General features: G+C 68.4%; 24 protein-coding genes, 3 tRNA genes and 1 pseudogene. 12 read left to right on the forward strand and 16 right to left on the reverse strand.

Annotation, left to right across the window (positions count from 1 at the left end; all coding sequences use genetic code 11):
• Nucleotides 1-19: 19 nt before the first annotated feature.
• Nucleotides 20-433, forward strand: coding sequence for an SsgA family sporulation/cell division regulator (locus tag CACI_RS11035; RefSeq protein ID WP_012786429.1), 414 nt, complete (start codon nucleotides 20-22; stop codon nucleotides 431-433).
• Nucleotides 434-529: 96 nt separating this feature from the next.
• Here the strand turns inward: CACI_RS11035 and CACI_RS11040 are convergent, their stop codons facing one another.
• The 3 genes from CACI_RS11040 to CACI_RS11050 all read right to left on the reverse strand — a co-directional run bounded on the left by CACI_RS11040 (nucleotide 530) and on the right by CACI_RS11050 (nucleotide 3,459).
• Nucleotides 530-1,366 carry an aminotransferase class IV gene (locus tag CACI_RS11040; protein ID WP_012786430.1) on the reverse strand — a complete coding sequence of 279 codons (837 nt, stop codon included), beginning with the start codon at nucleotides 1,364-1,366 and terminating at the stop codon, nucleotides 530-532.
• 16 nt (nucleotides 1,367-1,382) lie between these two features.
• Nucleotides 1,383-2,429, reverse strand: coding sequence for a chorismate-binding protein (locus CACI_RS11045; protein WP_012786431.1), 1,047 nt, complete (start codon nucleotides 2,427-2,429; stop codon nucleotides 1,383-1,385).
• Nucleotides 2,430-2,535: 106 nt separating this feature from the next.
• Complete coding sequence (locus CACI_RS11050; RefSeq protein WP_012786432.1) at nucleotides 2,536-3,459, reverse strand: S1 family peptidase; 924 nt, start codon at nucleotides 3,457-3,459, stop codon at nucleotides 2,536-2,538.
• 320 nt (nucleotides 3,460-3,779) lie between these two features.
• On the opposite strand from CACI_RS11050, the gene CACI_RS11055 reads away from it, so the two are divergent.
• From CACI_RS11055 to CACI_RS11065, 3 genes are all read left to right on the forward strand, one after another.
• Nucleotides 3,780-3,852 (forward strand) — tRNA-Gly (locus CACI_RS11055).
• Between the two features lie 55 nt (nucleotides 3,853-3,907).
• A tRNA-Cys gene (locus CACI_RS11060) sits at nucleotides 3,908-3,978 on the forward strand.
• Nucleotides 3,979-4,022: 44 nt separating this feature from the next.
• A tRNA-Val gene (locus tag CACI_RS11065) sits at nucleotides 4,023-4,094 on the forward strand.
• 578 nt (nucleotides 4,095-4,672) lie between these two features.
• On the opposite strand, the gene CACI_RS11070 is transcribed toward CACI_RS11065, so the two are convergent.
• Both CACI_RS11070 and CACI_RS11075 read right to left on the reverse strand, forming a co-directional pair.
• On the reverse strand, nucleotides 4,673-4,900 hold the full coding sequence (locus CACI_RS11070; RefSeq protein ID WP_012786433.1) for a hypothetical protein: 228 nt from the start codon (nucleotides 4,898-4,900) through the stop codon (nucleotides 4,673-4,675).
• Nucleotides 4,897-5,271 carry a hypothetical protein gene (locus tag CACI_RS11075; RefSeq protein WP_012786434.1) on the reverse strand — a complete coding sequence of 125 codons (375 nt, stop codon included), beginning with the start codon at nucleotides 5,269-5,271 and terminating at the stop codon, nucleotides 4,897-4,899. Before CACI_RS11075 ends, CACI_RS11070 begins: the two co-directional genes overlap by 4 nt.
• Before the next feature lie 509 nt (nucleotides 5,272-5,780).
• Between CACI_RS11075 and CACI_RS11080 the strand changes: the two genes are divergently transcribed.
• Together CACI_RS11080 and CACI_RS11085 are read left to right on the forward strand one after the other, a co-directional pair.
• The gene (locus CACI_RS11080; protein ID WP_263053483.1) at nucleotides 5,781-7,097 is read left to right on the forward strand and encodes an MDR family MFS transporter; all 1,317 of its coding nucleotides are present in this window, start codon (nucleotides 5,781-5,783) and stop codon (nucleotides 7,095-7,097) included.
• A gap of 186 nt (nucleotides 7,098-7,283) precedes the next feature.
• Nucleotides 7,284-8,489 carry a glycoside hydrolase family 18 protein gene (locus CACI_RS11085; RefSeq protein ID WP_223297509.1) on the forward strand — a complete coding sequence of 402 codons (1,206 nt, stop codon included), beginning with the start codon at nucleotides 7,284-7,286 and terminating at the stop codon, nucleotides 8,487-8,489.
• Here CACI_RS11085 and CACI_RS11090 read toward each other — a convergent pair.
• A complete protein-coding gene (locus CACI_RS11090) occupies nucleotides 8,467-9,066 on the reverse strand; it encodes a hypothetical protein (protein ID WP_012786437.1) in 600 nt (199 codons plus the stop codon). The two genes, CACI_RS11085 and CACI_RS11090, sit on opposite strands and share 23 nt — an antisense overlap.
• 154 nt (nucleotides 9,067-9,220) lie before the next feature.
• Nucleotides 9,221-10,381: an acyl-CoA dehydrogenase family protein gene (locus CACI_RS11095; RefSeq protein WP_012786438.1), complete on the reverse strand. Its 1,161-nt coding sequence runs from the start codon at nucleotides 10,379-10,381 to the stop codon at nucleotides 9,221-9,223.
• Nucleotides 10,382-10,489: 108 nt separating this feature from the next.
• On the opposite strand from CACI_RS11095, the gene CACI_RS11100 reads away from it, so the two are divergent.
• Entirely contained in the window at nucleotides 10,490-11,428 is a 939-nt protein-coding gene (locus CACI_RS11100; protein WP_012786439.1) for a S1C family serine protease, read from the forward strand.
• On the opposite strand, the gene CACI_RS11105 is transcribed toward CACI_RS11100, so the two are convergent.
• Together CACI_RS11105 and CACI_RS11110 are read right to left on the reverse strand one after the other, a co-directional pair.
• The gene (locus CACI_RS11105; protein WP_012786440.1) at nucleotides 11,417-12,472 is read right to left on the reverse strand and encodes a slipin family protein; all 1,056 of its coding nucleotides are present in this window, start codon (nucleotides 12,470-12,472) and stop codon (nucleotides 11,417-11,419) included. The two genes, CACI_RS11100 and CACI_RS11105, sit on opposite strands and share 12 nt — an antisense overlap.
• A 193-nt stretch (nucleotides 12,473-12,665) precedes the next feature.
• Nucleotides 12,666-13,973, reverse strand: a complete 1,308-nt coding sequence (locus CACI_RS11110) for a hypothetical protein (RefSeq protein ID WP_143765202.1) — start codon at nucleotides 13,971-13,973, stop codon at nucleotides 12,666-12,668.
• Nucleotides 13,974-14,177: 204 nt separating this feature from the next.
• Between CACI_RS11110 and thrS the strand changes: the two genes are divergently transcribed.
• A complete protein-coding gene (gene thrS, locus CACI_RS11115; protein ID WP_012786442.1) occupies nucleotides 14,178-16,178 on the forward strand; it encodes a threonine--tRNA ligase in 2,001 nt (666 codons plus the stop codon).
• A gap of 104 nt (nucleotides 16,179-16,282) precedes the next feature.
• Nucleotides 16,283-16,954 carry an endonuclease V gene (locus CACI_RS11120; protein ID WP_012786443.1) on the forward strand — a complete coding sequence of 224 codons (672 nt, stop codon included), beginning with the start codon at nucleotides 16,283-16,285 and terminating at the stop codon, nucleotides 16,952-16,954.
• A gap of 5 nt (nucleotides 16,955-16,959) precedes the next feature.
• On the opposite strand, the gene CACI_RS11125 is transcribed toward CACI_RS11120, so the two are convergent.
• Nucleotides 16,960-17,415 carry a MarR family winged helix-turn-helix transcriptional regulator gene (locus tag CACI_RS11125; RefSeq protein WP_012786444.1) on the reverse strand — a complete coding sequence of 152 codons (456 nt, stop codon included), beginning with the start codon at nucleotides 17,413-17,415 and terminating at the stop codon, nucleotides 16,960-16,962.
• A 61-nt stretch (nucleotides 17,416-17,476) separates the two neighbouring features.
• On the opposite strand from CACI_RS11125, the gene CACI_RS11130 reads away from it, so the two are divergent.
• Together CACI_RS11130 and CACI_RS54135 are read left to right on the forward strand one after the other, a co-directional pair.
• Nucleotides 17,477-18,388, forward strand: coding sequence for an LLM class flavin-dependent oxidoreductase (locus CACI_RS11130; RefSeq protein ID WP_041541530.1), 912 nt, complete (start codon nucleotides 17,477-17,479; stop codon nucleotides 18,386-18,388).
• A gap of 864 nt (nucleotides 18,389-19,252) precedes the next feature.
• A pseudogene (locus CACI_RS54135) lies at nucleotides 19,253-19,670 on the forward strand (pyridoxal phosphate-dependent aminotransferase); the annotation flags it as partial.
• Between the two features lie 36 nt (nucleotides 19,671-19,706).
• Here the strand turns inward: CACI_RS54135 and CACI_RS11135 are convergent.
• The 5 genes from CACI_RS11135 to CACI_RS11155 form a co-directional block, all read right to left on the reverse strand.
• A complete protein-coding gene (locus CACI_RS11135) occupies nucleotides 19,707-20,264 on the reverse strand; it encodes an O-acetyl-ADP-ribose deacetylase (protein WP_012786446.1) in 558 nt (185 codons plus the stop codon).
• Nucleotides 20,265-20,483: 219 nt separating this feature from the next.
• Complete coding sequence (locus CACI_RS11140) at nucleotides 20,484-21,041, reverse strand: DUF4262 domain-containing protein (protein WP_012786447.1); 558 nt, start codon at nucleotides 21,039-21,041, stop codon at nucleotides 20,484-20,486.
• Between the two features lie 20 nt (nucleotides 21,042-21,061).
• Nucleotides 21,062-21,706, reverse strand: coding sequence for an acyl-CoA-like ligand-binding transcription factor (locus CACI_RS11145; protein WP_012786448.1), 645 nt, complete (start codon nucleotides 21,704-21,706; stop codon nucleotides 21,062-21,064).
• Complete coding sequence (locus tag CACI_RS11150; RefSeq protein WP_012786449.1) at nucleotides 21,693-23,270, reverse strand: MFS transporter; 1,578 nt, start codon at nucleotides 23,268-23,270, stop codon at nucleotides 21,693-21,695. Before CACI_RS11150 ends, CACI_RS11145 begins: the two co-directional genes overlap by 14 nt.
• Nucleotides 23,271-23,368: 98 nt before the next feature.
• The gene (locus CACI_RS11155; protein ID WP_012786450.1) at nucleotides 23,369-24,088 is read right to left on the reverse strand and encodes a nitroreductase family protein; all 720 of its coding nucleotides are present in this window, start codon (nucleotides 24,086-24,088) and stop codon (nucleotides 23,369-23,371) included.
• Between the two features lie 75 nt (nucleotides 24,089-24,163).
• Here CACI_RS11155 and CACI_RS11160 point away from each other — a divergent pair, with 75 nt between their 5' ends.
• Entirely contained in the window at nucleotides 24,164-24,634 is a 471-nt protein-coding gene (locus CACI_RS11160) for an acyl-CoA thioesterase (protein ID WP_012786451.1), read from the forward strand.
• Here the strand turns inward: CACI_RS11160 and CACI_RS11165 are convergent.
• On the reverse strand, nucleotides 24,568-25,674 hold the full coding sequence (locus tag CACI_RS11165) for an ABC transporter substrate-binding protein (protein WP_012786452.1): 1,107 nt from the start codon (nucleotides 25,672-25,674) through the stop codon (nucleotides 24,568-24,570). The two genes, CACI_RS11160 and CACI_RS11165, sit on opposite strands and share 67 nt — an antisense overlap.
• Nucleotides 25,675-25,734: the final 60 nt, after the last annotated feature.

Below are 25,734 nucleotides of genomic sequence, written 5' to 3' on the forward strand. Positions count from 1 at the left end.
TAGCGAAAGGCCGACCGCCATGAGCTCATCGGTCACCTGTGAGCTGCAGCTGCGTCTCGTCATCTCCGGCGACTCCTCGCTGCCGGTCCCCGCGGGCCTGCGCTACGACACCGCCGACCCTTACGCCGTGCACGCCACGTTCCACACCGGCGGGCAGGACACCGTGGACTGGGTATTCGCCCGGGAGCTGCTGGCCGAGGGGCTGCGCCGCCCCACCGGCACCGGCGACGTGCGGGTGTGGCCCTCCCGGAGCCGCGGCCAGGCGATCGTGTGTCTGGCGCTCAGCTCGCCCGAGGGAGAGGCGCTCCTGGAGGCTCCCGCGCGGGCCCTGGAGTCCTTCCTGAAGCGCACCAACACCGCGGTCCCGCCCGGCCTGGAGCACCGCTTCTACGACCTGGACGCCGAACTCGTACATCTGTTCGCCGACAACTGAGGCGGCGCACCGCCCCGAAACCGACGCCCCCGCCGATGCGATCACCATCGGCGGGGGCATTTCGTGTCGGTTCAGGCGTCCGTCACTGTCCGTCGCTCACTGCGGGTCGTGGTCCTCGGCGGAGCGCTCGGCGAAGACAGCCATCGCGCCCTTGGTGATCGGACCCGGCGCGGCCAGCTCGCGGCCGTCGGCGCGATGCACGCCCTGCACATCGCGCAGGGTCGAGGTCAGGAAGATCTCGTCGGCGTCCAGCAGCGTCTCGAACGGCAGGTCCGCTTCCTCGGCGCCGGGCACCCACTTCAGGACCAGAGCGCGCGTGACGCCGGCCAGGCAGCCGGTGGCCAGCGGCGGGGTCAGGATGCGGCCGTCACGCACCACGAAGATGTTGCTGCCGGTGCCCTCGCTGAGCCGCCCGGTCGTGTCGGCGAACACCGCTTCGGTGGCTCCGGCGCTCTGCGCATGGGCTAATGCCTTGGCGTTCTCGGCGTAGGAGGTCGTCTTGATGCCGGCCAGGGCTCCACGCTCGTTGCGCGGCCAGGGCACGGTGGCGATCGCGGTGGTCTCGGCGTGCGCCTTGCTCGCGCCGACAGCGACCACCAGCGTGGGCCCGTGGGTGCCGCGCTCGGAGCCGAGCGGCGAGATGCCCGCGGAGTAGGTGATGCGGATGCGGGCCAGCGGCGGCACATCGTTGGCGAGCAGGGTCTCGGTCACCGCGTGCCGGACCGCGTCGACGTCCACCGGCGGCAGCCCGAGCCCGTCGGCGGAACGGGCCAGCCGCGCCAGGTGCCGGGTCATCGCGAACGGCCGGCCGCCGACCGCCTTGACCGCCTCGAACACGCCGTCGCCGACGGTGAAGCCGTGGTCGAAGACCGAGATCTGCGGGACGGCGGCGTCGACCAGGCCGGACCCGACCCAGACTTTGTCAGTGCTCATGGCTCCCAAGTCTCCTTCACTGCGCGGCCGGCCGCGGTCCCGACGCGACCGCCAGCAGCCGCGCGGCCTTGAGCTCGGTCTCGTCCCATTCTCCCTGCGGATCCGACCCCCACGTGATGCCGGCACCGGTGCCGAAACACAGGCGGTCGTCCTGCCACCAGAACGTACGGATGCCCACCGCCAGCTCGCCGACACCACGATCGGCGTCCACCCACCCGACGGCACCGCAATACGGACCGCGCGGCGCGTTCTCCAGCTCGTCGATGATGCGCAACGCGCTGCTCTTCGGCGCCCCGGTGATGGAGCCCGCAGGGAAGGTCGCCGCGACCAGCTCTAGCCAGCCCACATCGGCGGTCAGCTCGGCGGTCACGGTCGAGACCAGGTGCACGAGCCCGGGATGCGGCTCGACACGCAGCAGCGCGGGGACCTCGACGGAGCCGATCTCGGCGACCCGCGCCAGGTCGTTGCGGACCAGGTCGACGATCATGATGTTCTCGGCGGTGTCCTTCGGGAGAAATTCCTCCTCGGTCCGCGCGGTGCCCTTGATGGGCTCGGAGGTGACGGTGCGGCCGTCGCGGCGCAGGAAGAGCTCGGGGGAGGCGGTCACCACGCGGGTGCCGGGGACGTTGACCAGACCGGCGTACGGAGCGGGGTTCCCCGTGCGTAGGCGCGCGGCGAGGGCGAGGGGTTCGGCCTGCGAAGCGATCGGCGCGGACAGGACGCGGCAGAGGTTCACCTGGTAGACCTCGCCGGCGGCGATCTCGTCGCGGATGGCTTTGACAGCTCCCACGTATGCGCCCTGATCCATGGAGGAGATCCACGCGTCGCGGTCCGGACCGATCCAGGGCGTGCTTGGCGAGGGGAGCGGGGCGTCCCGGACGTCGTCGAAGCGCGCCAGGGTCCAATCGCCTTCGTAGGTGCCCACGACGGCCCAGAAGCCGGAGGAATCCAGGGCGCTCAGGTCCGAGGTAACGTCGCGCAGCCCGGTCGCGAGTCGGCCGGCGAAGTGGGCCAGCGGCTCGGGGTCGGATATCGGAGGCGGGCGGCGAGCAGGGGAGGGCACAACTCATTGTCTCTCGCCGGGTGCCCCGCCCGCCTCTGACCGGCTGCGAGACTGCCCTACCTCACTCGTCCTGAGTCCGCGCTACCTCACTCGTCCTTCATATGACTCACGGCCCGAAGTCGTTCGCGTCGCTCGCGGTCGCGACGAAGCTGTGGATGTCCGGCGCCGACAGGCGGGTGAAGACGCCCGGCGTGCCAGGGACGGCGCAGCCGTTGCCCCAGCTCGTGACGCCGATCAGCTCCCATGTCCCGCCGGGCAGCGCGGCGAGCAGCGGGCCGCCGCTGTCACCGGTGCAGGCGTCGTGGTGGCCGTCACCGCCGGCGCACAGCATCTCCTGCGGGTAGAGCGCGGGGTTGCGGATGCCGTCGAAGACGCTCCGGCACGGGCCGTCACCGACCAGCGGGAGGTCCACCTGGCGGAGCTCGTCCGGGTACACGCCACCGCCAACATCCGCCGGACCCTGCGCCTGGGTGCTGCCCCAGCCGATGGCGCGGGCCGGAGTGCCGGCGTGCTCGTAGGACTGGTTGCCGGAAGGCGGCATGGTCGGCGAGGCGACGTCGGCGATCGGCGTGTCGAGCTGCACCACTGCTGCATCGTCGGACTCGGTAGCCGAGTCCCAGGTCGGGTCCATGTGGATCGCCGCGGGCACCCGGATCGCGCCATCGCTAGCGCTCAGCACCGTGCGGCCGACGATGATCCGCTCCTTGGCCTCGCCGGTACTCGCGGTCTGACCGACCGACCACTGATCCACGCAGTGTGCCGCCGTCAGCACCTCATCCGGCGCGATGAGCGTCCCGCCACAGATGGTGAGGTAGCCGTTGCCGGCCCACTGCTGCAACGCAGCCATGAACGGATACGCACCATCCGGCGCCGCCGCGCCTCCAACGATCCGCGGAATCGGCCGCAACACCGCCGCCGCGGGCTTCGCCGGCGCCCCCAAAGCCGTCGCTGCGGCCACCCCGGCCACGGTCAGCACCCCCGCGACGCCCCACGCCGCCATCCGTGCGACCCGCCGCCTCAGCCGCGTCATCCCCGTACCTCTTCCCGTTCACACCCGAAGCCCACACTGACCGCCGAGCCCGCCCGCCGACCGCACCATCGTCGCCGCGAGCACCAGCACCACAACCCGCCACCACCGCCGAACCACCCGAACGAATGGCGACTCATTGTAGCGACATGATCGCGGGCAGAGACCACGGACACCGTTCTGCCCACCTTCGCCCATGTTTCAACCCCACCCTGTGACTCCTGAGGGGAATGGTTTTTGGATCCCCGCCCCGATCCGCTACAGTTCATGGTGTCGCCAGGGGGCGCAGCGAGGGAAACCAAGCAAACACCCCGAAAGCGCACGCGGATGTGGCTCAGTTGGTAGAGCATCACCTTGCCAAGGTGAGGGTCGCGAGTTCGAGTCTCGTCATCCGCTCGGTTGGAAGGCTGGTCGGGTACCGTGTTCCACGCCTGATCGAGCCCACTCCCACGGTGGTGTGGCCGAGAGGCGAGGCAACGGCCTGCAAAGCCGTCTACACGGGTTCAAATCCCGTCACCACCTCGCACGACGGCAAGGCAGTACAGCAAAACAAAGAAACGAAGCAAGGGCGATTAGCTCAGCGGGAGAGCGCTTCCCTGACACGGAAGAGGTCACTGGTTCAATCCCAGTATCGCCCACATAAGACGGTATGAACGCCGCACTCCATCAGGAGTGCGGCGTTCTGCGTTGGCGCGGGCAGATCAGTGACGCCTGGGCGATGAACGCGCTTGGTTGATTCGGCTGGAGAGCTTGGACTAGCTCTTTCGGCGGCGGAAGCGATGTGGTTTCTCTGCTGATGGAGTCGGAGGCGTCTCTTGGGCGCGGCGCTCTTGTGACCTTGAGGTCGTGGGCTCTGCCTTGTTGAGGGTGTGTCGGCTGGCGGCTTCATCGCGTTCGGGTGTCTGGCCGTAGCGTCTGCGGTAGGCCTTGCCGAGGTCTTCGGCGGCTTCGAGGGCTAGGTCTATGGGGAGGTTTTGCGATAGTTCGCTGAGTGCTGCCAGGTAGGCGGTGTTGTCGGGTTGTGGGTGCTGCGCTTCTTTTTGGTCGGTGGTTGGCGGGGGGCGCCTTTTGGCCTTTTCGGGTTCGCGGGGCGGGGGAGGCAAGACTGTTCCGGTGAGTGGTTGGGTGGCCTTGGGTTGCTGGGCGTTGATGTGCCTTGGTTTGGGGTCGGGGTTGGTCTTGGGGTGTTCGTTGTTTGATTGGCTTTTGGTCTTCCTCAGAAGCCATGGCGATCGAGCCATCTGTTGATCCCATCGATCATGTCGTCGGCCAGGTTGCTCCAGAGAGCGATTTGGTCTCGTTTGATCTGGCGGTACTTGTATTTTGCGAGTATTGGCAGGATGTCGCGGACCCAGATGCGGCTGTATTCGAGCCAGTAGGTGGGGGAGTGGGAGAAGTTCGGGGTCGGAGGGCCGGCGCGGGGGCGGCGTTCCAGGGAGGTCACAGGCGGTCTCGGCGGCGCTGGCGGGCGCGGTCGAGGTCGGCGAGGGCGTCTTGGCGGATGTCGTCGTCCAGGCTCATGTTGTACACGGCGCGACGTGCGTCGTTGTGGGATTGGCTGATGGCCAGGACCGGGATGATGTCCTCGCGGATGACGCGGCGGCGCTCGTTGAGGAACTCGATCTGCAGGCTCGTCTCCGTCACGACCTTGACCACGGCGTACCGGGCCGATGCGAGGGCATAGGCGGTGTTCTCTGCCGCAGTCGCGATGGCCTTGACCACGGCCATTCTGGTCAGGCTGCCGGGCAGAACGTTCGGCAGGGTCGCGACCACTTCGTTGCGGTCGCCGTTGAAGCGGACGATCTCTTTACTCATGGGAATCCATTCGAGGAGGGACCGATATCGGTCGACGAGGACTCGTCATGGCTGGTGGCGATTGGTGAGCCGTGTGGGATGAAAACGGCCCGTGATACCAATGCGTTCCCGTTGAGTGAAGATCTTTAAATCGTCGTTCACTCATTTGTCTATGGTGTTTCCAGGGTGGTGAAAGGGCGTGGCGCGGCCGATCGCGACAAGCTGCGGGGAATGTGTTTCGGCAGTTGATTAATACTGGGCTGGTTTGACGTTGCGGGTGCGGTGGATCGCGCTGAAGGATCGAGATTGATTAGCTGGGTTTATGAACACTTGCCGGATTCTCCTGCCAGAGCCCTGAATTTGGGGCGGGCATGGTAGTTCGCCCGTTTTGTGGTTCGCGGGTGGCGTGAAAAGGGCGTGCGGGTGTCGGGGGTGGTCGGTAATCTCTGGGGCGGCGGTGCGGTGGTTACCGCGTGGGTGGTGGCGGTGGGTGGGGACTGGGGTGGGTTGTGCGGGTCAGGGTGCTGCGGGTGCTGGATGTTGGGGGGTTGCCGCGGGTTTTTTGGTGGGTGTGGGTTAGTACGTTGGTGGCGCGGACGGGGGCTTTTGTTGCGCCGTTTCTTTCCTACTACCTGACGCGGTCGCTGGGGCATTCGGCGGCTTTTGCGGGGTTCGTTGCCGCGTTGAATGCGGGCGGGGCGGCTGTTTCGGCGGTGGTGGGGGGTGTGCTGGCTGATCGGGTGGGGCGGCGGGGGACGTTGCTGGGGGCGCTGGTGGCGTCGGCGGTGACGTTGGTGGCGCTTGGGTCGGTGCACTCGGTGGGGTTGATTGCGGTGTTGGCGTTCCTTGCGGGGTTGGCCAACAATGCGACGCGGCCGGCGACGGGGGCGATCATCGCGGACATCGTGCCGTCGGGGGATCGGGGGCGGGCGTATGCGCTGAACTACTGGGCGATCAACTTGGGGTTCGCGGTCGCGATGCTGTCTGCGGGGGCGGTGGCGTCGCACGGGTATTCGCTGCTGTTCATGGGTGATGCGATCGCGAATGTGGGGTGCGCGGTCGTCGTCTTCTTCACGGTGCCGGAGACGCGGCCGACTTCTGTTGGTGTCGCCGGCGCAGGGCATGCCGGTCAGCCCGAGCGTGCGGGCACTCTCGTGGATGTGCTGCGCGACCGGATCTTCTTGGGGTTCCTGGGGGCGGTGCTGGTCGGGGCGGTCATCTATTCGCAGGCTCAGACCGTGCAGCCGATCATGATGGGTCAGGACGGTCTTGGGCCTGGTGCATATGGCGCGGTCGCGGCGCTCAATGGGATCCTCATCGGTGTTCTGCAGTTGCCGATGACGTCGTGGATGCGGCGATACACCCATGGGTCGGTGCTGGCGGCCTCGTCGTTTCTGATGGGCGCCGGGTTCGCTGTGCCTTTGCTGATCTCGGCGGTGGGGCACCCGATGGGGGTCTATGCCGGCTCGGTGGTGGTGTGGACGATCGCGGAGATCGGGAGCACGCCGCCGCAGATGGCGCTGGGTGCGGATCTGGCGCCGGCGCATCTGCGCGGGAGGTATCAGGGGATGTCGACGCTGGCGTGGAGTGTGGCCGGCATCGTCGGTCCGTTGGTGGGCGGCTGGGCACTGACGGCGATCGGTGCTTCGGCCGTGTTGTGGGCGAGCCTGCTGCTCGGCGCGGCAGGTGTGCCGGCGTGGGTGATGCTCGACCGCCGATCGAGAACACGAGTGGCCACGTTGCGCGCCGCCGAAGCGCACTGGGAACCGGTGTTGTCCGCCATCGCGTCACCCGAAGTGGTGTCGGCCGGTGTGCCGACGTCCGAGCCGGAGCCGGAACCGGTGTGATCGAGAGTGTCGGCGGGCGAGGGGAAGCATGTCGGACGAGGCGGTATTCAACGATTCGTCAGACGAGGCGATACTAAGCGGTTCGCGCGAATCGGTGGCGGTCCGCTGCACGGTTAGGCCACGTCGATGAGGTCAGAAGGCCGGTCGACAAGTTCCGGAGTCGGGCTGACGCACGATGACGGTCGGATGCATGACGACAGTTCGGCTGGCGATGATGGTTCGGCTCGGGATATCGACGGTGGCGTTGAAGGGTTGCCGGTTGGGCTGGCCGAACCCGATTCGACCGAGCCTGACTTGGCACCGAAGCCTGCGCAGGCGCGTAACCCCCTGAAGCGCCTTGTTGCTTGGTATCGGCGTCGGCCGAAGTGGTGGCGTAGGGCGCTGGCTTCGCTGGTGGCCCTGTTTGCTTTGTTGGCGACGCTGGTCGGTACCACCGGCGTCGCGTTGTATGCCGAAGGCGCCGGTACGCCGCCAGCGGCTGCGCGTAGTACTGGCGACGACGCCTTGTGGCTCGGTCACGCCTGGGTCGGGTGGCAGGCTGGTGCGGCCGGGGCGCCCAAGACCGAGGCCGACTTGCAGGCGCTGGTGGCTCAAGTTCGTTCTTCAGGTATCAAGGATCTGTTTGTCCACGACGGGCCCTTCGAGATAGACGGCTCGCTCAACGCGGCCCGTAGTCCGAAGGCCGAGTGGTTCATCGATGCCGTCCACCGGGAGCTGCCCGGGGTACGGGTCCAGGCGTGGCTCGGGCAGGTTGTCGGCGGTGGTGGGCTGCATTTGGACGACGCGGCGACGCGTGGGCGGATCGTCGCCGGTGTCGGTGCCGCACTGGATCGCGGGTTCGACGGTGTTCACTTCGACTTCGAGCCGGTGTCCGACGGTGACGCTGGCTTCCTGGACCTGGTGAGCGCGACACGCACCGTGACTCAGGCCCACCATGCGTTGCTGTCGGTGTCTGTGCCACAGGTGGAGCCGTTGTCTGGGTTCCGGATCCCCGGGGACTTCTTGGCTGGGCATCCGAAGTGGTGGTCTCAGGGGTATCTCCGCCAGGTCGCCGTGCACTGCGACCAGGTAGCGGTCATGGCCTATGACACCTCTCTGCCGACCGCCTGGGCATACCGGGGCTACGTCGCCCGGCAGACCCAGGTGGCGCTGAATGCGGTGCCGTCGAATGTCGAGCTGCTGATGGGAGTCCCGGCCTTCCACACCCACGATCCAGGCCACTGGGTCCAGGCCGAGACCATGCCGGCTGCTCTGGACGGCGTACGGCTCGGGCTTGGCGCGCATCCGTCGTCGCGGCCGTTCGGTGTCGCGCTGTACGTCGACTTCGCCGCGACTCCGGCCGACTGGGCGGCCTACCGCACCGACTGGCTCAGTCCGGACCCGGCGGCGTGACCAGCGTTCGAGCGTCGACGTAGCGGGTGTTCGGGTCCAGGGGCAGCGGCTCGCCGCTGCTGGCCTCGGAGCAGCAGAACGCGAACATGCCGGCGGCGTCGATCGGTGCGGTCTCGCCGCCGGACAGGCGCCAGCCGCGGACCACGTAGCCGGGTGTCCCGACGTCGGCGTCCGGTTCCAGCAGGGGGCGGGAACGCAGGATCACCGTCGCATCGGCTCCTGTCACGTGAGCCAGTGCGAAGAGCTCGCACAGCTCGCGCTCGGCGCCGGACGCGGGCAGGCTGACCGCCGGGATCTCCGTGGCGATGTCCATGCGGAGATCCTGGCCGGCGGTGACCGGTCCGGACGCGGTCGGCACCGAGCAGTTGAGCCGGTGCGCGCCGGTCCCGATGGTCAGGACGAGGCCTATGAACACTGACTCGGCGTGTTCGCGGGCTCGGACGACAGCCAGCTGCGGGTCGTCGGTGGTCCGGGCCGCGGTCCAGATCAGGGCGTCGAGGTCGTCGACCCGCTCGGTGAGGTCGGTCGGACCGGCGGGAACGGTGCGGGCGTGGGGCAGGTTGCTGATGGTCGACATGGAGGTCCTTCCCAGAGGATTCGAACTTTCGTGCTCGAATCAACTGTAAACGGACATCCAGGACTATGGGAGGTTTCTGTCATTCTGTTACGAGAAAATGTGCTGTTGTTCGGGCTCTGCGGTGTGACTATCACAGGACTGCGATCCGCAGGGTCTAGTACGACTTCGGAAGCCCCAGCGTGTGCTGCGCGACGAAGTTCAGGATCATCTCCCGGCTGACCGGCGCGATCCGCGTCACGCGGGTCGCCGCGAGCAGCGGCGCCAAGCCGTACTCGGTCGCCAGGCCGTTGCCGCCGTGTGTCTGGATCGCCTGGTCGACGGCCTCCACCGCGGCGTCGGCGGCGGCGAACTTGGCCATGTTCGCGGCTTCGCCGGCGCCGAAGTCGTCGCCGTTGTCGTAGAGCCAGGCAGCCTTCTGCGTCATCACCTTGGCCAGCTCGACGTGGATCGCGGCCTGGGCGAGGGGATGCGCGACGCCCTGGTGGGTGCCGATGGGGCGGTCGCGCCAGACCGTCCGGGTCTTGGCGTACTCGGCGGCCTTGTCCAGGGCGTACTTCGCGGTGCCGATGGCGAAGGCGGCGGCCATGATGCGCTCGGGGTTCAGGCCCGCGAACAGCTGGAGCAGCCCGGCGTCCTCGTCCCCGATCAGCGCGTCGGCCGGGAGACGGACGTCGTCGAAGAAGAGCTGGAACTGCTTCTCCGGGCCGGCGATCTCCATCTCGATCATGGTCTTGGTGAAGCCCGGCGCGTCAGTGGGGACCACCATGAGCGCCGGCTTCAGGTCGCCGGTGGCCGCGTCCTTAGTGCGGGACACCACCAGGACCGCGTCCGACTCGTCGACGCCGGAGATGAAGACCTTCTGACCGGAAAGAACCCACTCGTCGCCATCGCGGCGCACCGTGCTGGTGATCTTGTGGGAGTTGGAGCCGGCGTCGGGCTCGGTGATGCCGAAGGCCATCTTGAAGGAGCCGTCGGAGATGCCCGGGAGCCACTTCTGCTTCTGTTCCTCGGTGCCGAAGCGGCCGATGATGGTGCCGCAGATGGCGGGGGAGACCACGATCAGCAGCAGCGGGCAGCCGGCCCGGGCAAGTTCCTCGCCGACCGCCGCCAGGTCGGCGATGCCGCCGCCCCCGCCGCCGTACTCCACCGGCAGGCTCACGCCCAGGTAGCCGGCCCGGCCCACCTCGGCCCACAGCTCGGTCGACTTCAGGCCGGCCTTGGCCTGCTTGCGCACGTAGTCCGGTCCGTACCGCTTGGCCAGGTCGCGCACCGCCTGGCGGAGCGCCAGGCGCTCCTCGGGCTCCACGAAGCTCATGCCCGCCAGCCTGCCAGGCCGGGAATGCAAAAACAATCCTGCCTGTTTGTTTTTCTGCCGGTGGTGCGGCCTGGGTTTCCGGGGGACCGCCGGGGTGAGGAGACAACTGTGACAGAGGACATATACGCCGGGCTGGATGACTACTCCCGGACCGTGGTCTCCGTCGCCGACACGCTGCGGCCCTCGGTGCTCAGCGTGCGGGTCCGGGGGCGGACCGGGGAGGGTTCCGGTTCGGCCGTCGCCTTCACCGGCGATGGATTCCTGGCTACGAGCGCGCATGTCGTGGAAGGCGTGAGTGCCGGGCTGGCCGTCACTTCCGACGGCGACGAGTACGGATTCGACGTCGTGGGCCGCGACCGGCTCTCCGACCTGGCGGTACTCCGCATGCCGTCGGGCCGGGTGCAGGCCGCGACACTTGGCGACGCGGACACGCTACGGGTCGGTCAGCTGGTCGTGGCCGTCGGCAACCCGCTGGGGCTGGCCGGTTCGGTGACCGCGGGCGTGGTCAGCGCGTTGGGGAGATCGCTGCCGACGCGGACGGCCCGCGGTCCGTCGGTGATCGACGATGTGATCCAGACCGATGCGGCGCTCAACCCTGGAAATTCTGGGGGAGCGCTCGCCGACCATCGCGGCCGGGTCGTCGGGGTGAACACGGCGGTGGCCGGGTTCGGACTGGGTCTGGCGGTGCCGGTGAACGCCACCACCCGTCTGATCCTGTCCGAGCTGATCAGCGCTGGGAAGGTGCGCCGCGCCTGGCTCGGCGTTGGCGGATCGACCGCGCCGCTGCCTTCCGAGCTTGGCGGCAGGCTGGGACGCCGGACCGGGTTCGGTGTCGCTCAGGTGGTGCCGGGAAGCCCTGCGGCCCAGGCCGGGGTGCTGGTCGGCGACGTGCTGCTCAGCGTCGAGGGCCGACCGGTCGACGATGCCCAGGACCTTCAGCGGATCATGCTGGCACGGCGCGCCGGGGCGCAGGTCGCGATGACCCTGCACCGGCGCGGCGCGATGGTGGACGTGACGGTCGTGCTGGCCGAGTTGTCAGGAGTCTGAGGGTTTCGAGGTATCGGAATCGTCCGAGGGTTCCGCGGCGTCGCGCCAATGCGGCGCCTCAATGAGCGGCTCGGTCAACGGCCTGGCGATCGCGTCGGCAGCCGGTGCCAGGTCGGGGAGCGGGCTCGCCTCGGGGATTTTGTCAGCGGTGGGAGCGGCCGCAGCGTCGGCCTCTCCGCCCTCGATCGCGATCGTCTCCGACGCGGTCTCTACTGCTTCAGCCTTATCTGTGGTCAACGCATCGACTGCCTTCTGCGCAGCCTTCAGAGCTTGCGTGGGCGCGCCGCCGCCCGCGCTCTCGAGGAAGCGCAGCAGCTCGACCGGGAACGGCAGGACCAGCGTCGAGTTCTTCTCCGCCGCGACCTCCACGATCGTCTGCAACAACCGCAGCTGCAGGGCGGACGGCGTCTCGGACATGATCCGTGCGGCGTCGGCGAGCTTGCTGGAGGCCTGGAACTCGCCGTCGGCGGTGATGATCCGGGCGCGGCGCTCGCGGTCGGCCTCGGCCTGGCGGGCCATCGACCGCTTCATCGACTCCGGCAGCGCCACGTCCTTGATCTCGACCCGGTCGATCTCCACGCCCCAGCCGGTCGCCGGGGTCTCCAGCATCAGCTCCATGCCCTGGTTCAGCGGCTCGCGGTTGGACAGCAGGTCGTCCAGCAGGCTCTTGCCGATGATGGAGCGCAGCGAGGTCTGGGCGACCAGTGACACCGCGTACTTGTAGTCCTGCACGTAGATGAGGGCTCGGGCTGGGTCGACGACCCGGAAGTAGACGACGGCGTCCACCCGTACCGTGACGTTGTCCCGGGTGATGCCCTCCTGGGCAGGCACCGGCATGGTCACGACCTGCATGTTGACCGTGCGCATCCGGTCCACGCCCGGGATGATCCGGGTCAGGCCGGGTTGCCGGACGCTGTCCAGGACCTTCCCGAAGCGGAAGACGATTCCCCGCTCGTACTGCTTCACGGTCCGCAGCGAGGCACCGAAGCCGACTGCTCCAGCCGCGGCGGCGGCGACGATGGCGCTCACGATCGCAGTGATCATGGCGGTCCTTCCCACGAAAGGAAGCGGTGTCGGTGCCCCGCCGACCGGCGTTCGCACCCTGGTCGATCAGTATACGAATTTCCAGACCGTCCGGGACTGTCTGGCATTGCCCGGACTACCTCAGCGGGGTCGGCGACGGTGCACGGCACCAGCGGCGTCAGCAGCGCCGACGATCGCAGGTGCGGCGGCCGTGTCAGCGGTACTCGGCGAGCCGGCGCCACACGCCGACCAGCGTCAGCGCCATCACCGCGCCGAACAGCACCGCGGGCACCGCGCCCCAGCCCGACGCTCCCGACTGCGCATCGGCCATGGTGGCCTGGAACGCCGCCAGCTGCGTGGCCGCAGCCTGACCGAGGTGGGTGTCGAGGGCGTAGAAGTCCTGGCCCAGCTGGCCGCCGGCGATGCCGGTCGCCTCGGTGAGCGCGCTGTCCACGTCGCCGCCGTCGACCTCGCTCTTGATTTTACCCGCGTCGCGTTGGACGGATGTCCAATCGGTGCCGGCGCGCTGGGAGAGCGCCTGGCCAGTGCCGTTGAGACCGGCGCTGAGCAGCCCCGGGGTGGCGGGCGTGCCGTTGAGCGAGGCGATGTCGGCGGCGTAGCCGTGGTCGTAGCCGAAGTCCGGCGCGACGGCGTAGCGGACGATGGAGCCGACCGCGTCGTAGGAGACCGCGCGGGCGTGCTGGATGCCCAGGTAGGGGTTCATGTGCTGGTCGACGACCTGCTTCAGGCGGTCGCTCTGCTGCGCGGTCATGCTCAGGCCGGACACCAAGAAGGCGGCTGTGGCGACGGTGGCCAGGGCGAGGAACGGGTTCAGCGTCCGGTGGAACCGGCGGGACAGTGCCACCTGGAAGAGGATTAGTGCGGCGAGCAGGAGCACCGTTGTGATGACTACTAGGAGCGTGTCCACGGACCAGGAGTCGTTCTCGCTCTTAGCCGAGTCCGTCAGCTGGTGCGCGTAGGAGTCGCGGATCTGCGCCGCTGTCGGCAGCAGATTGAAGTGCATGACGTCTGTGGCGCGGCTGTAGTAGGCCAGGGCGACGGAGTCGGGGTGTCCCTTGGTGGCGTCCTTAGAGAGCTGGTCCAGCGTCAGAGCCGTAGCGGACAGGTCGTGGTAGAGCGTGACCTTGTCCAGCATGGTCTGGAACTGGCCCTGGACCGCCGGGTCGGATGTCCCGCCGATGGCTTGGCGCAGGTCTGCGTCGATCTCGGCGACCCGGCTGTTCACGGTGGCCTGGGCGTCGCCCTGCACGGTGTCCAGGGCGCTGTCCCCAGTGGTCAGGATTTGGCGTGCGGTCTGTGAGTCCAGGTCGCTGAGCGCGAAGTACAGGTCGGAGGCGGCCTGCGCCAGGGGCGCGGTCTCCCGCCCGACCCGGTTCACGCCGTGCTGGGTGTCCGCTATAGCTATCGTCCCCGTGGTCAGCGCCGCGGCGGCGAGCACCACTACCGCACCAGTCCACAACTGCAACCTGGTCGGTGTCCTGCGTTCAATTGTCCGCCCCACGGACCCAACTTAGGGACCGCTTGTGAACGGACAGCGACTCCACGTAGAACATTGATTCAACAGGACAGTCCTTAGGCGCCCCCTAAGCGCCCGATGCCTGTCGGGCGGCTACCCGGGACTACTGTCGCGCGAAGCACCCACGGCGGTCGGTAAAGTTTTCTCCTGTTCCACCCAGCAAGTTGACCCCCGTTGAAGGAGAGCCCCGTGTCCGACTTCGCAGTGACAATCGCCGACGGCCCCGATAGGGACGAGCGGACGGTCACGGTCGGCACGACGCTGGCGGACCTGTTCGCCGGCAACCGCTCCGTCGTCGCCGCCCGCCTGACCGATCCCACCGGGACCCGTCTGGTCGACCTGGCGACCCTGGCCAAGGCCGGCGACGTGGTCGAACCGGTCGCCGCCGACTCTGAGGACGGCCGCGCGATCATCCGGCACTCCACCGCGCACGTGCTGGCCCAGGCGGTGCAGCAGGCGTTCCCGGACGCCAAGCTGGGCATCGGCCCGCCGATCCGCAACGGCTTCTACTACGACTTCGACGTCGAGAAGCCGTTCACGCCCGAGGACCTGAAGGCCCTCGAGAGCCGGATGCAGACGATCATCAAGCAGGGGCAGCTGTTCTCCCGGCGTGCGGTCACCGACGAGGACGCCCGCGAGGAGCTCGCTGCCGAGCCCTACAAGCTGGAGCTGATCGGGCTCAAGGGCAAGGCCTCCTCTGATGACGCCGGCGAGGGCGTGGACGTCGAGGTCGGTGCGGGCGAGCTGACGATCTACGATAACCTCGACGCCAAGTCCGGCGACCTGTGCTGGAAGGACCTGTGCCGCGGCCCGCACGTGCCCAGCACTCGGTTCATTCCGGCGTTCAAGCTGATGCGCTCTGCGGCCGCCTATTGGCGCGGCAGTGAGAAGAACCCGCAGCTGCAGCGCATCTACGGGACCGCTTGGGAGACGCGGGACGCGCTCAAGGCGCACTTGGAGTTCCTGGCCGAGGCGGAGAAGCGTGACCACCGCAAGATCGGTGCGGAGCTGGACCTGTTCTCCTTCCCTGACGAACTCGGTAGCGGTCTACCTGTGTTCCATCCCAAGGGCGGCACCATTCGTCGGGTCATGGAGGACTACTCCCGGAAGCGGCACGAAGAGGCGGGGTACGAGTTCGTCAACACTCCGCACATCACTAAGGGGAACCTGTACGAGATCTCCGGGCACCTCGACTGGTACAAGGACGGGATGTTCCCGCCCATGGTGCTGGACGAGGGACACGGCAAGCAGGAGTACTACCTGAAGCCGATGAACTGCCCGATGCACAACCTGATCTACCGGGCTCGCGGGAAGTCCTACCGCGACCTGCCGCTGCGGCTGTTCGAGTTCGGCACTGTGTACCGCTATGAGAAGTCCGGTGTGGTGCACGGACTGACCCGAGTCCGTGGACTCACGCAGGACGACGCGCACATCTACTGCACACGTGAGCAGATGCGCGACGAACTCGTCAGCCTGCTGCGGTTCGTGCTGGACCTGCTGCGCGACTACGGACTGAACGACTTCTACCTGGAGCTGTCCACCAAGGATCCGGAGAAGTACGTCGGTACTGACGAGGAGTGGGAACTCGCTACGGACACCCTGCGCGAGGTCGCTGAGGGGGAAGACCTGGAACTGGTCATGGACCCGGGCGGCGCGGCGTTCTACGGCCCGAAGATCTCGGTGCAGGCGCGCGACGCCATCGGCCGGACCTGGCAGATGTCGACGATTCAGCTGGACTTCCAGCTGCCGCAGCGCTTCGACCTGGAGTACCAGGCGGCTGACGGGTCGCGGCAGCGGCCGATCATGATCCACCGCGCGCTGTTCGGCTCGATCGAGCGCTTCTTCGGGGTGCTGACCGAGCACTATGCCGGGGCGTTCCCGGCCTGGCTGGCGCCGGTGCAGGTGGTCGGGATCCCGATCACCGACGCGCACGTGCCGTATCTGGAGCTGGTGGCCTCCAAGCTGCGTGCCGAGGGTGTCCGGGTCGAGATCGACTCCTCGGACGACCGGATGCAGAAGAAGATCCGCAACGCGCAGAAGCAGAAGGTTCCCTACATGCTGCTGGCGGGTGACGACGATGTGGCGAAGGCCGCAGTTTCGTTCCGGTACCGCAGTGGGGAGCAGAACAACGGGGTGCCGGTCGACGAGGCCGTCGCCGAGATCGTGAAGGCGGTGCGGGAGCGGATCTGACGACGGATCCGCCGCGCCGCGGCTGGCGTGTCCGGCCGACCGGGACCAAACGGGGGCCCCGGTCTGCCGGCCGGACGCGGACGGGGAAAGCAGGGGGATGAGTAGTGCTGATCACGCATGAGAAGTGGCCGCGGACGGCGCAGGACGCCGAGGCGGAGCAGGAGCGGCTGGCCGGGAGCGTGGACGTGTCCACGCCGCTGGCGCCGTTCCGGTACATCGCGGGGCTGGATGTCGCCTATGCGATCGATTCCTCGCGAGTCGCGGGGGCGGTCGTGGTGCTCGACGCCGACACGCTCGCGGTGGAGGACATGGCGACGGCGGTGATGGACGTCGAGTTCCCGTATGTGTCCGGGCTCTTGGCGTTCCGGGAGATGCCGGCGCTGATCACGGCGCTGGGGCGGCTGTCGGTCGATCCGGATGTGCTGGTCTGCGACGGGTACGGGATCGCCCACCCGCGGCGGTTCGGTCTGGCGTGCCACCTCGGGGTGTTGGCGGGGAAGCCGGCGATGGGGGTGGCGAAGACGGCGTTCGTCGGGCAGGCCGCTGAGCCGGGGATTCAGCGCGGCGAGGCTGCTGACCTGGTGCACGGCGGGGAGGTCGTCGGCGCGGTGCTGCGGACGCAGCTGTCGACGAAGCCGGTGTTCGTGTCGCCGGGGCATTTGATCACGGCGAGCGACGCCACGCGGCTGGCGCTGCGGTTGGCGACGAAGTACCGGCTGCCGGAGACGACGCGGCTGGCTGACCAGCTGTCGCGGCGCGCGCTGGCTGGGGCGTAGTTTTTTTAGCTTTCTTCGTCGGGCTGGTCGTCTGGCGCTTCGGCGTCGGCGGCCAGCTGCTTCAGGATGCGGACGAACAGCTCGGCCTCGATCGGGGTGAGGCCGGCCAGGAAGGCTTTCTCTGTCTCCTGATGGCGGCGCTCGCCTTCGGCGAGGGTGTTCTTGCCGTGTGCGGTGAGCTCGACGATGTTCTTGCGACGGTCGTCGGGGCTGCGACGGCGTTCTACCAGGCCTTTTTCTTCGAGTTCGTCGACCAGCGCGACCATTGTCGTGCGGTCCACGCCGAGTTCTTTGGCCGCGTCGAGCTGCGACAACGGCTCCGCGGCGTCGAGGACGATCAGGACGGCGAGCTGGCGGCCGGTGATGTTCAGCGGCTCCAGGGCGCGGGCGCCGGACTGGGAGAAGTTCAGTTGCGCGTGCTTCAGCAGGTAGCCGAGTCGGGAGGTGAGCAGTTCGGCCATACGAGGTACTGTACCCGGAGACTGATCGTCATGGCGGCTGATGATTTGGTACAGTGACGATATGGAGTTGAAGATAGGCATCAAAACCACCCCGATGCATGTGTCCTACGAGGACATCCGCCGGGTGTGGCAGGAGGCTGACGAGATGCCGGAGATCGCCGACGCCTGGCTGTGGGACCACATGATGCCGCTGGCCGGCGATCGCGGCGGCGATCTGCTGGAGGGGTGGACGACGCTGGCGGCGTTGGCGGCCCAGACATCGCGGCTGCGGATGGGGCTGCTGGTGACGAGCAATCGCTTCCGGGCTCCGGCGGTGCTGGGGAAGATGGCGACGACGGTCGATGTGATATCGGGCGGCCGGTTGATCATGGGGTTGGGGGTCGGCGGGACGGTGCAGCCGCCGGGTGCGGGCGGGATACCCGGCGAGAACCCCGGAGTGATGGAGTACACCGCTTATGGCATACCGCTGATCAGCCCGCGCGAGGGGATCGCGCGGCTGGTGGAGACGGTGACCATCCTGCGGAGGATGTGGGCTGAGGAGTCGTTCGACTTCGAGGGACCGTTCACGACGCTGGTCGGGAATCGGAACTCGCCGAAGCCGGTCCAGGCGGCGGGGCCGCCGCTGCTGATCGGAGCTTGGGGAGATCGCATGCTGCGGGTGGTGGCGGAGCATGCGGATATTTGGAACATACCTGGGCCGCCGCACAATTCGGTGGAGTCGCTGGCGGAGCGCTCGCGGGTGCTGGATGCGCAGTGTGCGGCGGTGGGGCGGGATCCGGGGGAGGTGGTGCGGTCGGTGCAGTTGATAGTGGCGGACGACGGCGCCGACGAGGCTCGGGAGACGATCGCGGAGTTGGTGGGGGTGGGGTTTCGGCATGTGGTGGTGGGGTCGCGGCGGATGTATCAGGAGGATGGGATGAAGTGGTTGTTGGAGGAGGTGGTGCGGCCTGGGTATGAGGTGGGGGCGGGGTGAGCTGGGGTGTCACGGTGAGGCGGAGGTAGTGGGGGCGGCGAACTTGGGTGGCGTGTGATGCGGTGATGGCGGGGGCGAGGGCTGCGGTGGGAGTGCGCGGTGGTGGCTGCGCGGTGGTGGTGAAAGTGTGCGGCGGGTGGTGTGTCGGCGGCGGGTAGTGGGTGCTAGATGGGGAGATATCAGGCCCGTCGGGGCAGGCAGGTCGGGGTGGGCTGGGGTGGCGAGATATCGGGCCAGCCGACGGACCGAACGGCTGAGGTGGGTTGAGGTCGCGAGCGAGTTTGGCGGGAGATATCAGGCCCGCCAGGTGTGAGTAGGCGGATGCGACGGCGAGGTATTGGGCCTGCCGGTGGACGAATGGCTGACCTGGGTTGGCGCGGGCGGGGAGTGATCGGGCCCGGCGACGAGTGAGACAGCTGAGGTGGGCTTGGGTGGGGAACAGGCTCATGCGGTGCGGGTGGTGTGACTGCGGGCCCGCGGCGGGCGAGCGGCTGGGGATGAGTTGGCGGCGAATACGCCTATGCGGTGGGGGCGGTGAGATTGCGGGCCCTGCCTGCGAGCGAGCAACTGGGGATGAGCTGGTGCGCCGGATACGCCTATGTGGTGCGGGTGGCGCGAGATTGGGTCCGGCGACGGACCGGCGGCTGATGTGGGCTGCGGTAGTGAGTGTGGTCTAGTTGGCGCCGATGGCGAGGTGTCAGGGCTGCCGGTGGGGAACGGCCGATGCGCGTTGGGGCGGCGAGCGGCTGCGGCGAGATGTCGGACTCATCGATGGGTGGACAGTTGGAGAGTCCTGGGGTGGCGAGTGTCTGCTCAGGTAGGCATGAGTGCAGCGATGCCTGGCCAGCAGATAGACGTCAAGGGGATGAGATCCATGCGCCGTTGGTTGCGGCGGGGGAGACGTTCACGCCGTATCTGAGTGTGGTGGGGGCACAGGATGGGCTGACGCTCATGTCGGCGTCGAAGGCGGCGGTGGGGGCGGATGCCGGAGGAAGTGGGCATGGGCCGAGTCATCTGGGCGTGATTGCCCATGTGGCGGCGTTGCGTGAGGGTGGGGAGTGGCTGGATGCGCTGCTTGCCGGGATTGAAAAGAATCGCGTGCTGCTGGGGCGGCTGCTGGCGGAGTATTTGCCGGGGGTGAGGTGGCGTCCGGGGGCGGGTGGCGGTGAACTCCGGGATTCCGTTCGGGACGGGTGGGGCGGGGCATGTGCGGATCAATATTGCGACGTCGCCGGATGGGTTGACTGAGGTGGTCAGGCGGATGGCGGTGGCGGTGGGGTAGCAGGAGTTGTCGGGCTGCTGGCTTGTAGTTGGAGGATTAGGGCTGGGTGGCGCGTAGGAAGGCTTCGTAGGCGGCGTCGTCGAAGAGCACGAAGCGGACTTCCTTGACGTTGGTGGCCGTGGTGGTGATTGCGGCGATGGCGATATGTGCGGCGTCGGCGATGGGCCAGCCATAGATGCCGGTGGAGATGGCCGGGAACGCGATTGTCTTCGCGCCGAGGGTGTCTGCGACGGCGAGTGAGTTGGTGTGGCAGGCGGTCAGGAGTGCGGAGCGGTCGTCGTTCGGCGAGTAGACCGGGCCGACGGTGTGGATGACCCAGTGGGCCGGGAGGCGGCCGGCGGTGGTGGCGACGGCCTGGCCGGTGGGGAGGCCGCGGCCGTAGTGCGATGCGCGGAGTGCGCGGCAGGCCTCGAGGATCTCTGGGCCGCCTGCGCGGTGGATGGCTCCGTCGACTCCGCCGCCGCCGAGTAGGGAGGAGTTGGCCGCGTTCACGATTGCGTCCGCGTGCTGCTTGGTGATGTCGCCGCGGATCAGGGTGATGCGGGGGTGGGACTGGGGTGGTGGCGGCGGGGATTGGCGTTGCGGCTCGGGCATGCTGCGATGCTGCCAATGGTCGCGGGGCGTCGCAAGCGGTAGTGGAAGGCGGGGAGAGAGGCAGTGAAAGGCGGAGAGAGGCAGTGAAAGGCGGGGAGAGGTAGTGAAAGGCGTGAAGCGGCGATGAAAGTCGGGGAAGCGGTAGTGAACGGGGAAGATCGGTGGTGAATGGCGAGAGCGGTGATGAAAGGCGGGAAGCGCGAGGCGCGAGGCGGGAGGCTACAAAGTCAGGGAAGAGGACACCCAGACGCTGTCCGGGTGCTCGTTCCGGGCCAGCCAGAGGAAGGGCTGCTGGTCTTGGCGCTCCGGGTCCGCGCCTTGCTCCCAGGGAAAGCGGCCCTGGCGGTCCGGCCAGACTGCCTGCAGCATCGGCCATGGGGGCGTTTGGAAGAAGTCGAGGCCTGCGCCGAACATGGCGGGGTACCAGCTCTGGTGGACTGGGCGGGTGGCGACTTCGTAGCCTTCGATGACGTTCAGGCGGCGCTTCTCGGCGCCGAGTGCTCGGCCTTCGCGGACCTGGACGGCGATCTTGGCGACCAGGGCCATGGCGTTCTCGACGGGGAGGCCTGTCATGCAGATGTCGTAGCCGCCGTGGGTGTGCCACATGCCGATGGAGTAGGCCCAGTCCGGGGTGTCGTCGCCGGTGACGCCCATGATGTGCCAGCCGTGGTCGCGGACGTTGGTGGCGATCGCGCGGTCGCGCGGGTCCCACTGCGACTCGTCGGGGGTCGCGGGCTGGCACAGCAGACAGCGGCAGGGGGCGGGTTCTATGTCCACGTCCTGAAGGTTACCCGGTGTCAGGCTCCTTGCGCGGGCCGGTTGCCGAGGTGGCCCGGGCCGTCGATGAGGAACTGCAGGGCGCGGTCCAGGACGCCGAACATGTCCGCGTCCGGGTCGGAGATCCAGCGCTGTTGCGCGGCCATCACGGCGCCTATGACGGTGCCGGCCAGGACTCGGACCTCCAGGTCGTCGGAGGTGCGGTTCAGGCGCTCGGCGAACAGGGTGGCGATCATGTCGGTGGTGGTGAACATGTGGTCCAGGGCGCGGGCGCGGACCTCGGGGATGGTGTAGGCCATGCGGGCGCGCTCCAGGGCCTCGGCCTGGTCCGTGGGGGGGACCTGGCTCATGGCCTCGTTCACGGCGGTGCGGAAGGCTTCGAGGATCGGCAGGTCTGGGGGCTGGGCGCGGAACGCCGCCTCGAGCAGCGGGTCGTAGTCGTCCTGGAGGATCAGGTCCTCCTTGGTCGGGAAGTAGCGGTAGAGCGTGCTTGGGGACACGTCGGCCGCGGCGGCGATCTGCTCCATGGTGGTGGCGCTGTAGCCGGCCTCGCGGAAGAGGCGCAGAGCGTGCCGCTGGATCGCGGCACGCGTCCGGGCCTTCTTACGCTCCCGCAGGCCGGTTGGAGCCGGCGCCGGCGCAAGGGCTTGGTCAGTCTGCGGCATTGAGGAGATCACGACTCGATTCTGCTGCCTCGGCCTGCCGTTCGGTCACTCGGGCCTTGCGGGGGAGCTGCGTGGCGGCCAGCACGCCGATCACCGCGAAGCCCGCGCTGACCCACATCGTCATGCTCGTGGCGTGCACCAGCGCCGAGCGCACCGACTCCAGCAGCGACGGCGAGTGCAGCTGGGCCGCCACCGCGACGCCGGAGCCGGCGCTGCGGGTCGCCGCGGAGGCCAGAGGCGCCGGGAGGTGGGCCACGGCCGGTGCCAGATGGCTGCGGTACTGGCTGTTCAGGACCGTGCCCAGGATCGCCACCGCGCAGGTGCCGCCGATCTGGCGGATGGTCATCAGCAGGCCGGAGCCGACGCCGGCGCGCTCGGCGCTGAGCTCGTCCAGCGCGACGTTCATCGTGATCGGCATGGCCAGACCGACGCCGACGCCGCCCATCGTGAGCCAGATCGCCACGAAGCCGTAGCCGTCGTGCACGCCGGTGGCAGTGCCGATCATCAGCGAGATGGCCAGCAAGACGAATCCGGCGCCGATCAGCGGGGAGGGTCCGACCCTCTTCAGGAACGGTTGCCCGACCCGGACCCCGACCATCAGACCGGCGATCATCGGCAGCAGCCGGACGCCGGTTCCGAGCGCGTCGGCGCCCTCGACGGCCTGGTAGAACTGCGGCAGCGTGAACATCAGCCCGAACAGCGCGAAGCTGACGATGGTCGACAGGATCGTGCCCCAGGTGAAGCCGCGGGCCCGGAACAGTTCCAGGTCGATGAGCGTCTGCTGGGGACTGCGCTGCAGCTGGACGAACAAGACCAGGACCAGCAGCCCGCCGATGAGCGGGATCAGCGCCTCGGCCGAGCCCCAGCCGGCGTCACCGGCCTTGATCAGGCCGTAGGTGATCGCGGCGAGGCCGACCGCGGAGGCGGCCAGGCCCGGCAGGTCGATGCGCGGCTTGCGCTCGGCGCGCGACTCCGGGACCAGCCAGACCACCGCGAGCAGGGCGATCACCACGACCGGCAGGTTGATCAGGAACACCGAGCCCCACCAGTAGTGGTCCAGCAGCCAGCCGCCGAGGATCGGGCCGAGCGGGATGCCGAGCATGTTGGCGGTGGCCCAGATGCCCATGGCGCGGGGGCGCTCCTCGGGCGTGAACAGCACGGTCAGCACACTCATACTCAGCGGGATCAGCAGCGCCGCGCCGATTCCGAGCACCGCGCGCCAGGCGATCAGCTCGCCGGCGTTGGAGGAGAAGGCGCAGAACGCCGAGGCGATGCCGAAGGCGGTCAGCGCGATCACCAGCATCCGCTTGCGGCCGAACCGGTCGCCGAGCAGGCCGCCGGGCAGCAGCGCGATGGCCATCGCCAGGTTGTAGGAGTTCGCGAACCACTGCAGCTGGCTGGTCGAGGCCTTCAGCGACGTGGACAGCGTCGGCAGTGCGACGTTCAACACCGTCAGGTCCAGGCCCACGACCAGCAAGCTCAGCGCGAGACCGCCGAGCGCCCACCATTTGCGGCCGTCCGCCGCCCCCGGCGGTACCGCCGTTCCCTGCTCCGTCTGCGACATGGCAGCCCCCTTCTCTTGGCAGTGACTTTGAAGTGGAAGCTACTCTCAGATTTGGAGAAGGGCAAGGGCAAGGGCAATGGTGGGCAGCTCCCGATCGCTCAACCGGCGAAGTACTCCAATGCCCTGGTCAGCGGTTTGCGGGCGAGGTCGGGAACTTCGCAGTCGGCGGCCGGATAGCCGACGGGGAAAAGGATGTAGGGACGTTCGGTCGTAGGGCGTTGCAGGATCTCGGTGAGGAACGCCATCGGGTTCGGCGTGTGGGTCAGCGTGGCCAGGCCCATGGTGTGCAGGGCGGCGATGAACAGGCCGCAGGCGATGCCGACGCTCTCGTTGACGTAGTAGTTCTTGCGCAGCCGGCCGTCGGGCATCGGCGTGCTCTTCTCGGCGAAGGCGACGACGATCCACGGGACCGTGTCCAGGTAGGACTTGTCCGAGTCGGTTTCCAGCGGTCCGAGGGCGTCGCGCCATGCCTCGGGCAGCCGGCCGCCCTCGTAGTTGATGCGTTCTTCCTCCTCGGCGGCCTCGCGGATGCGGTGCCGCAGCGCCGGGTCGCCGACGGCGACGAACTTCCACGGCTGCTGGTGCGCGCCGGAGGGGGCGGTGTTCGCGGCGTCCACGGCCAGCTCGATCATCGCGGCCGGGACGGGGTCGGGGGAGAAGAAGCGGACGCTGCGGCGTGCCTGCAAGTGCGTCCGGAACTGCTCGCCGCGCCGTATCGCCTCGGCCTGGTCGAGGCGCTCGGGACGATACGGCAGGAACGGATGGGTGTGGCTCCGCGGACTCGCGGGGGTGGTCGGGCCCTGGTCGAAGGCTGTCATGCCGCCCAGCGTAGGGGCGCGGTGTGGCTGGAATCACGTCGTCGCGGCGGGCCTGATTGAGGTACAGCTGAGGCTATGAACGATCTCGAAGCCGGCGGCACCGAGCCGCCGCTGCACGTGTTCCGCACCCGCGTCTGGTTCGACGAGCTGGACAAGGTCGGCGTCTTACATAACGCCCGCTATGCGGTCCACGCCGAGCGCGCTCTGAGCACCTGGTACGAGAGCCGTCCGGAGCTGATCGACGGTCCGGACATGCGGCACCTGGTGAAGGCCTACGAGGTCGAGTTCCGCGTCCCGGTCGCGCAGGTCGGCGAGCTGGACGTGGAGCTGCGGGTGGTGAAGATCGGGACGACGAGCTGCGTCTACGAGTTCCGCTTCGTGGGCGAGGGCGGCGTGGTGCACGCGACCGGGCGGCGGACCATCGTGCGGACCGGCCCGGACCGGCGGCCGACGCCGTGGTCGGAGGAGTTCCGGCGGATTCACGAACGCGGCGTGGGGGATGTCGGGGACGTGGCGGACGTGGCGGACGCGGCGGACGCCGAGTAGAGGACCCGGAGCTGCGAGGGATCGGCGGGGTCGCGGTCGACGACCTGGACCGGCGGCCAAGTCCACTGCCAGACGCTGATGCCCGGCTCGCGGGAGAAGCGGATGTGGCCGCGGGTGCCTTCGACCGAGACGTGCGGCCAGGCTTCGGCGATGGTCTTGCGGCCGGAGCCGTGCGAGCGCAGTGCTTCGGCGAGGACTGCGATGGTGTCGTATCCCTCGAATGCGACGAAGGATGGCGTGACGCCTAGGCGCTCGCGCAGTTTTGCCTCTACGCGAGTGCCGAGCGGGGTGAGCTGGTCGGGTAGGTAGCTCAGGAACGGGATCGCGGTGCCGTCGCTGCCCAGCAATTCGGCCCATTCGGCGAACTCCGGCTGTCCGGCGGGGGCGCCGATGAGGATGTCAGTGAGGCGTGGGTCGGCGCGGACAGCCTTGACGATCGGAACCGCTGGCTCCGGGGTGCCGACGAGAAGCAGCAGGACTGTCGCCTCATTGTCGACTAGGGCGTCGCAGACTTCGGCGATATCGACCTCGATGAGGGTGCCGCCGCGGGGAGTCAGATAATCGCGCAGGACGCGGATGCCGGATGACCAGTAGACGGTCGGCTGGGCGGCGACGGCGATGCGGCGGTGGCCTGCGGCGAGGAGGAAGTCGGCGTAGACCTGCCAGGAGTGGGACTGCGCCGGGGCGATGCGGGCGACCCAGTCGGTCGGCTGCTCGGTGAGGGTGTCGAGGACCGCTGAGGAGCACAGGAACGGCAGGGCGAGCGCGTCGGCGCGGGCGGCGATGGAGCGGGCGACGACGCTGTGGTACTCGCCGACGAGGGCTGCCACGCCCAGGTTGGCGAGCTCGTCGACGGCAGCCGCGGCCTTGGCGGGGTCGGCTGCGGTGTCGCGGACCAGGAGTTCTAGGGGAGTGCTGCTGTCGGCGGCGGCGAGTTCGAGGCCGGCGAGCAGGTGGTGACCGGCCTCGACCCAGCCCGGTCGGCTCAGGGGCAGCAGGGCGCCGATCCGGACGGGGGACTGGGGCAGAGGCATGTTCATGTGCTGATAGTAGGCACGATCGGCGGGCCGGCTCCACGGCCACTGGGTCGGCGATGGCCT

The sequence above is a fragment of the Catenulispora acidiphila DSM 44928 genome (assembly GCF_000024025.1).
Lineage (GTDB): Bacteria > Actinomycetota > Actinomycetes > Streptomycetales > Catenulisporaceae > Catenulispora > Catenulispora acidiphila.

What these genes read in the sequence shown, in the direction of transcription:
- CACI_RS11145 (WP_012786448.1), bottom strand. Translation starts at nt 21,706, where the DNA reads ATGCCGCAGACTGACCAAGCCCTTGCGCCGGCGCCGGCTCCAACCGGC.
- CACI_RS11155 (WP_012786450.1), bottom strand. Translation starts at nt 24,088, where the DNA reads ATGACAGCCTTCGACCAGGGCCCGACCACCCCCGCGAGTCCGCGGAGC.
- CACI_RS11160 (WP_012786451.1), top strand. Translation starts at nt 24,164, where the DNA reads ATGAACGATCTCGAAGCCGGCGGCACCGAGCCGCCGCTGCACGTGTTC.
- CACI_RS11085 (WP_223297509.1), top strand. Translation starts at nt 7,284, where the DNA reads ATGCATGACGACAGTTCGGCTGGCGATGATGGTTCGGCTCGGGATATC.
- CACI_RS11040 (WP_012786430.1), bottom strand. Translation starts at nt 1,366, where the DNA reads ATGAGCACTGACAAAGTCTGGGTCGGGTCCGGCCTGGTCGACGCCGCC.
- CACI_RS11105 (WP_012786440.1), bottom strand. Translation starts at nt 12,472, where the DNA reads ATGATCACTGCGATCGTGAGCGCCATCGTCGCCGCCGCCGCGGCTGGA.
- CACI_RS11125 (WP_012786444.1), bottom strand. Translation starts at nt 17,415, where the DNA reads ATGGCCGAACTGCTCACCTCCCGACTCGGCTACCTGCTGAAGCACGCG.
- CACI_RS11035 (WP_012786429.1), top strand. Translation starts at nt 20, where the DNA reads ATGAGCTCATCGGTCACCTGTGAGCTGCAGCTGCGTCTCGTCATCTCC.
- CACI_RS11130 (WP_041541530.1), top strand. Translation starts at nt 17,477, where the DNA reads ATGGAGTTGAAGATAGGCATCAAAACCACCCCGATGCATGTGTCCTAC.
- CACI_RS11135 (WP_012786446.1), bottom strand. Translation starts at nt 20,264, where the DNA reads ATGCCCGAGCCGCAACGCCAATCCCCGCCGCCACCACCCCAGTCCCAC.
- CACI_RS11090 (WP_012786437.1), bottom strand. Translation starts at nt 9,066, where the DNA reads ATGTCGACCATCAGCAACCTGCCCCACGCCCGCACCGTTCCCGCCGGT.
- CACI_RS11095 (WP_012786438.1), bottom strand. Translation starts at nt 10,381, where the DNA reads ATGAGCTTCGTGGAGCCCGAGGAGCGCCTGGCGCTCCGCCAGGCGGTG.
- CACI_RS11165 (WP_012786452.1), bottom strand. Translation starts at nt 25,674, where the DNA reads ATGAACATGCCTCTGCCCCAGTCCCCCGTCCGGATCGGCGCCCTGCTG.
- CACI_RS11050 (WP_012786432.1), bottom strand. Translation starts at nt 3,459, where the DNA reads ATGACGCGGCTGAGGCGGCGGGTCGCACGGATGGCGGCGTGGGGCGTC.
- CACI_RS11150 (WP_012786449.1), bottom strand. Translation starts at nt 23,270, where the DNA reads ATGTCGCAGACGGAGCAGGGAACGGCGGTACCGCCGGGGGCGGCGGAC.
- CACI_RS11075 (WP_012786434.1), bottom strand. Translation starts at nt 5,271, where the DNA reads ATGAGTAAAGAGATCGTCCGCTTCAACGGCGACCGCAACGAAGTGGTC.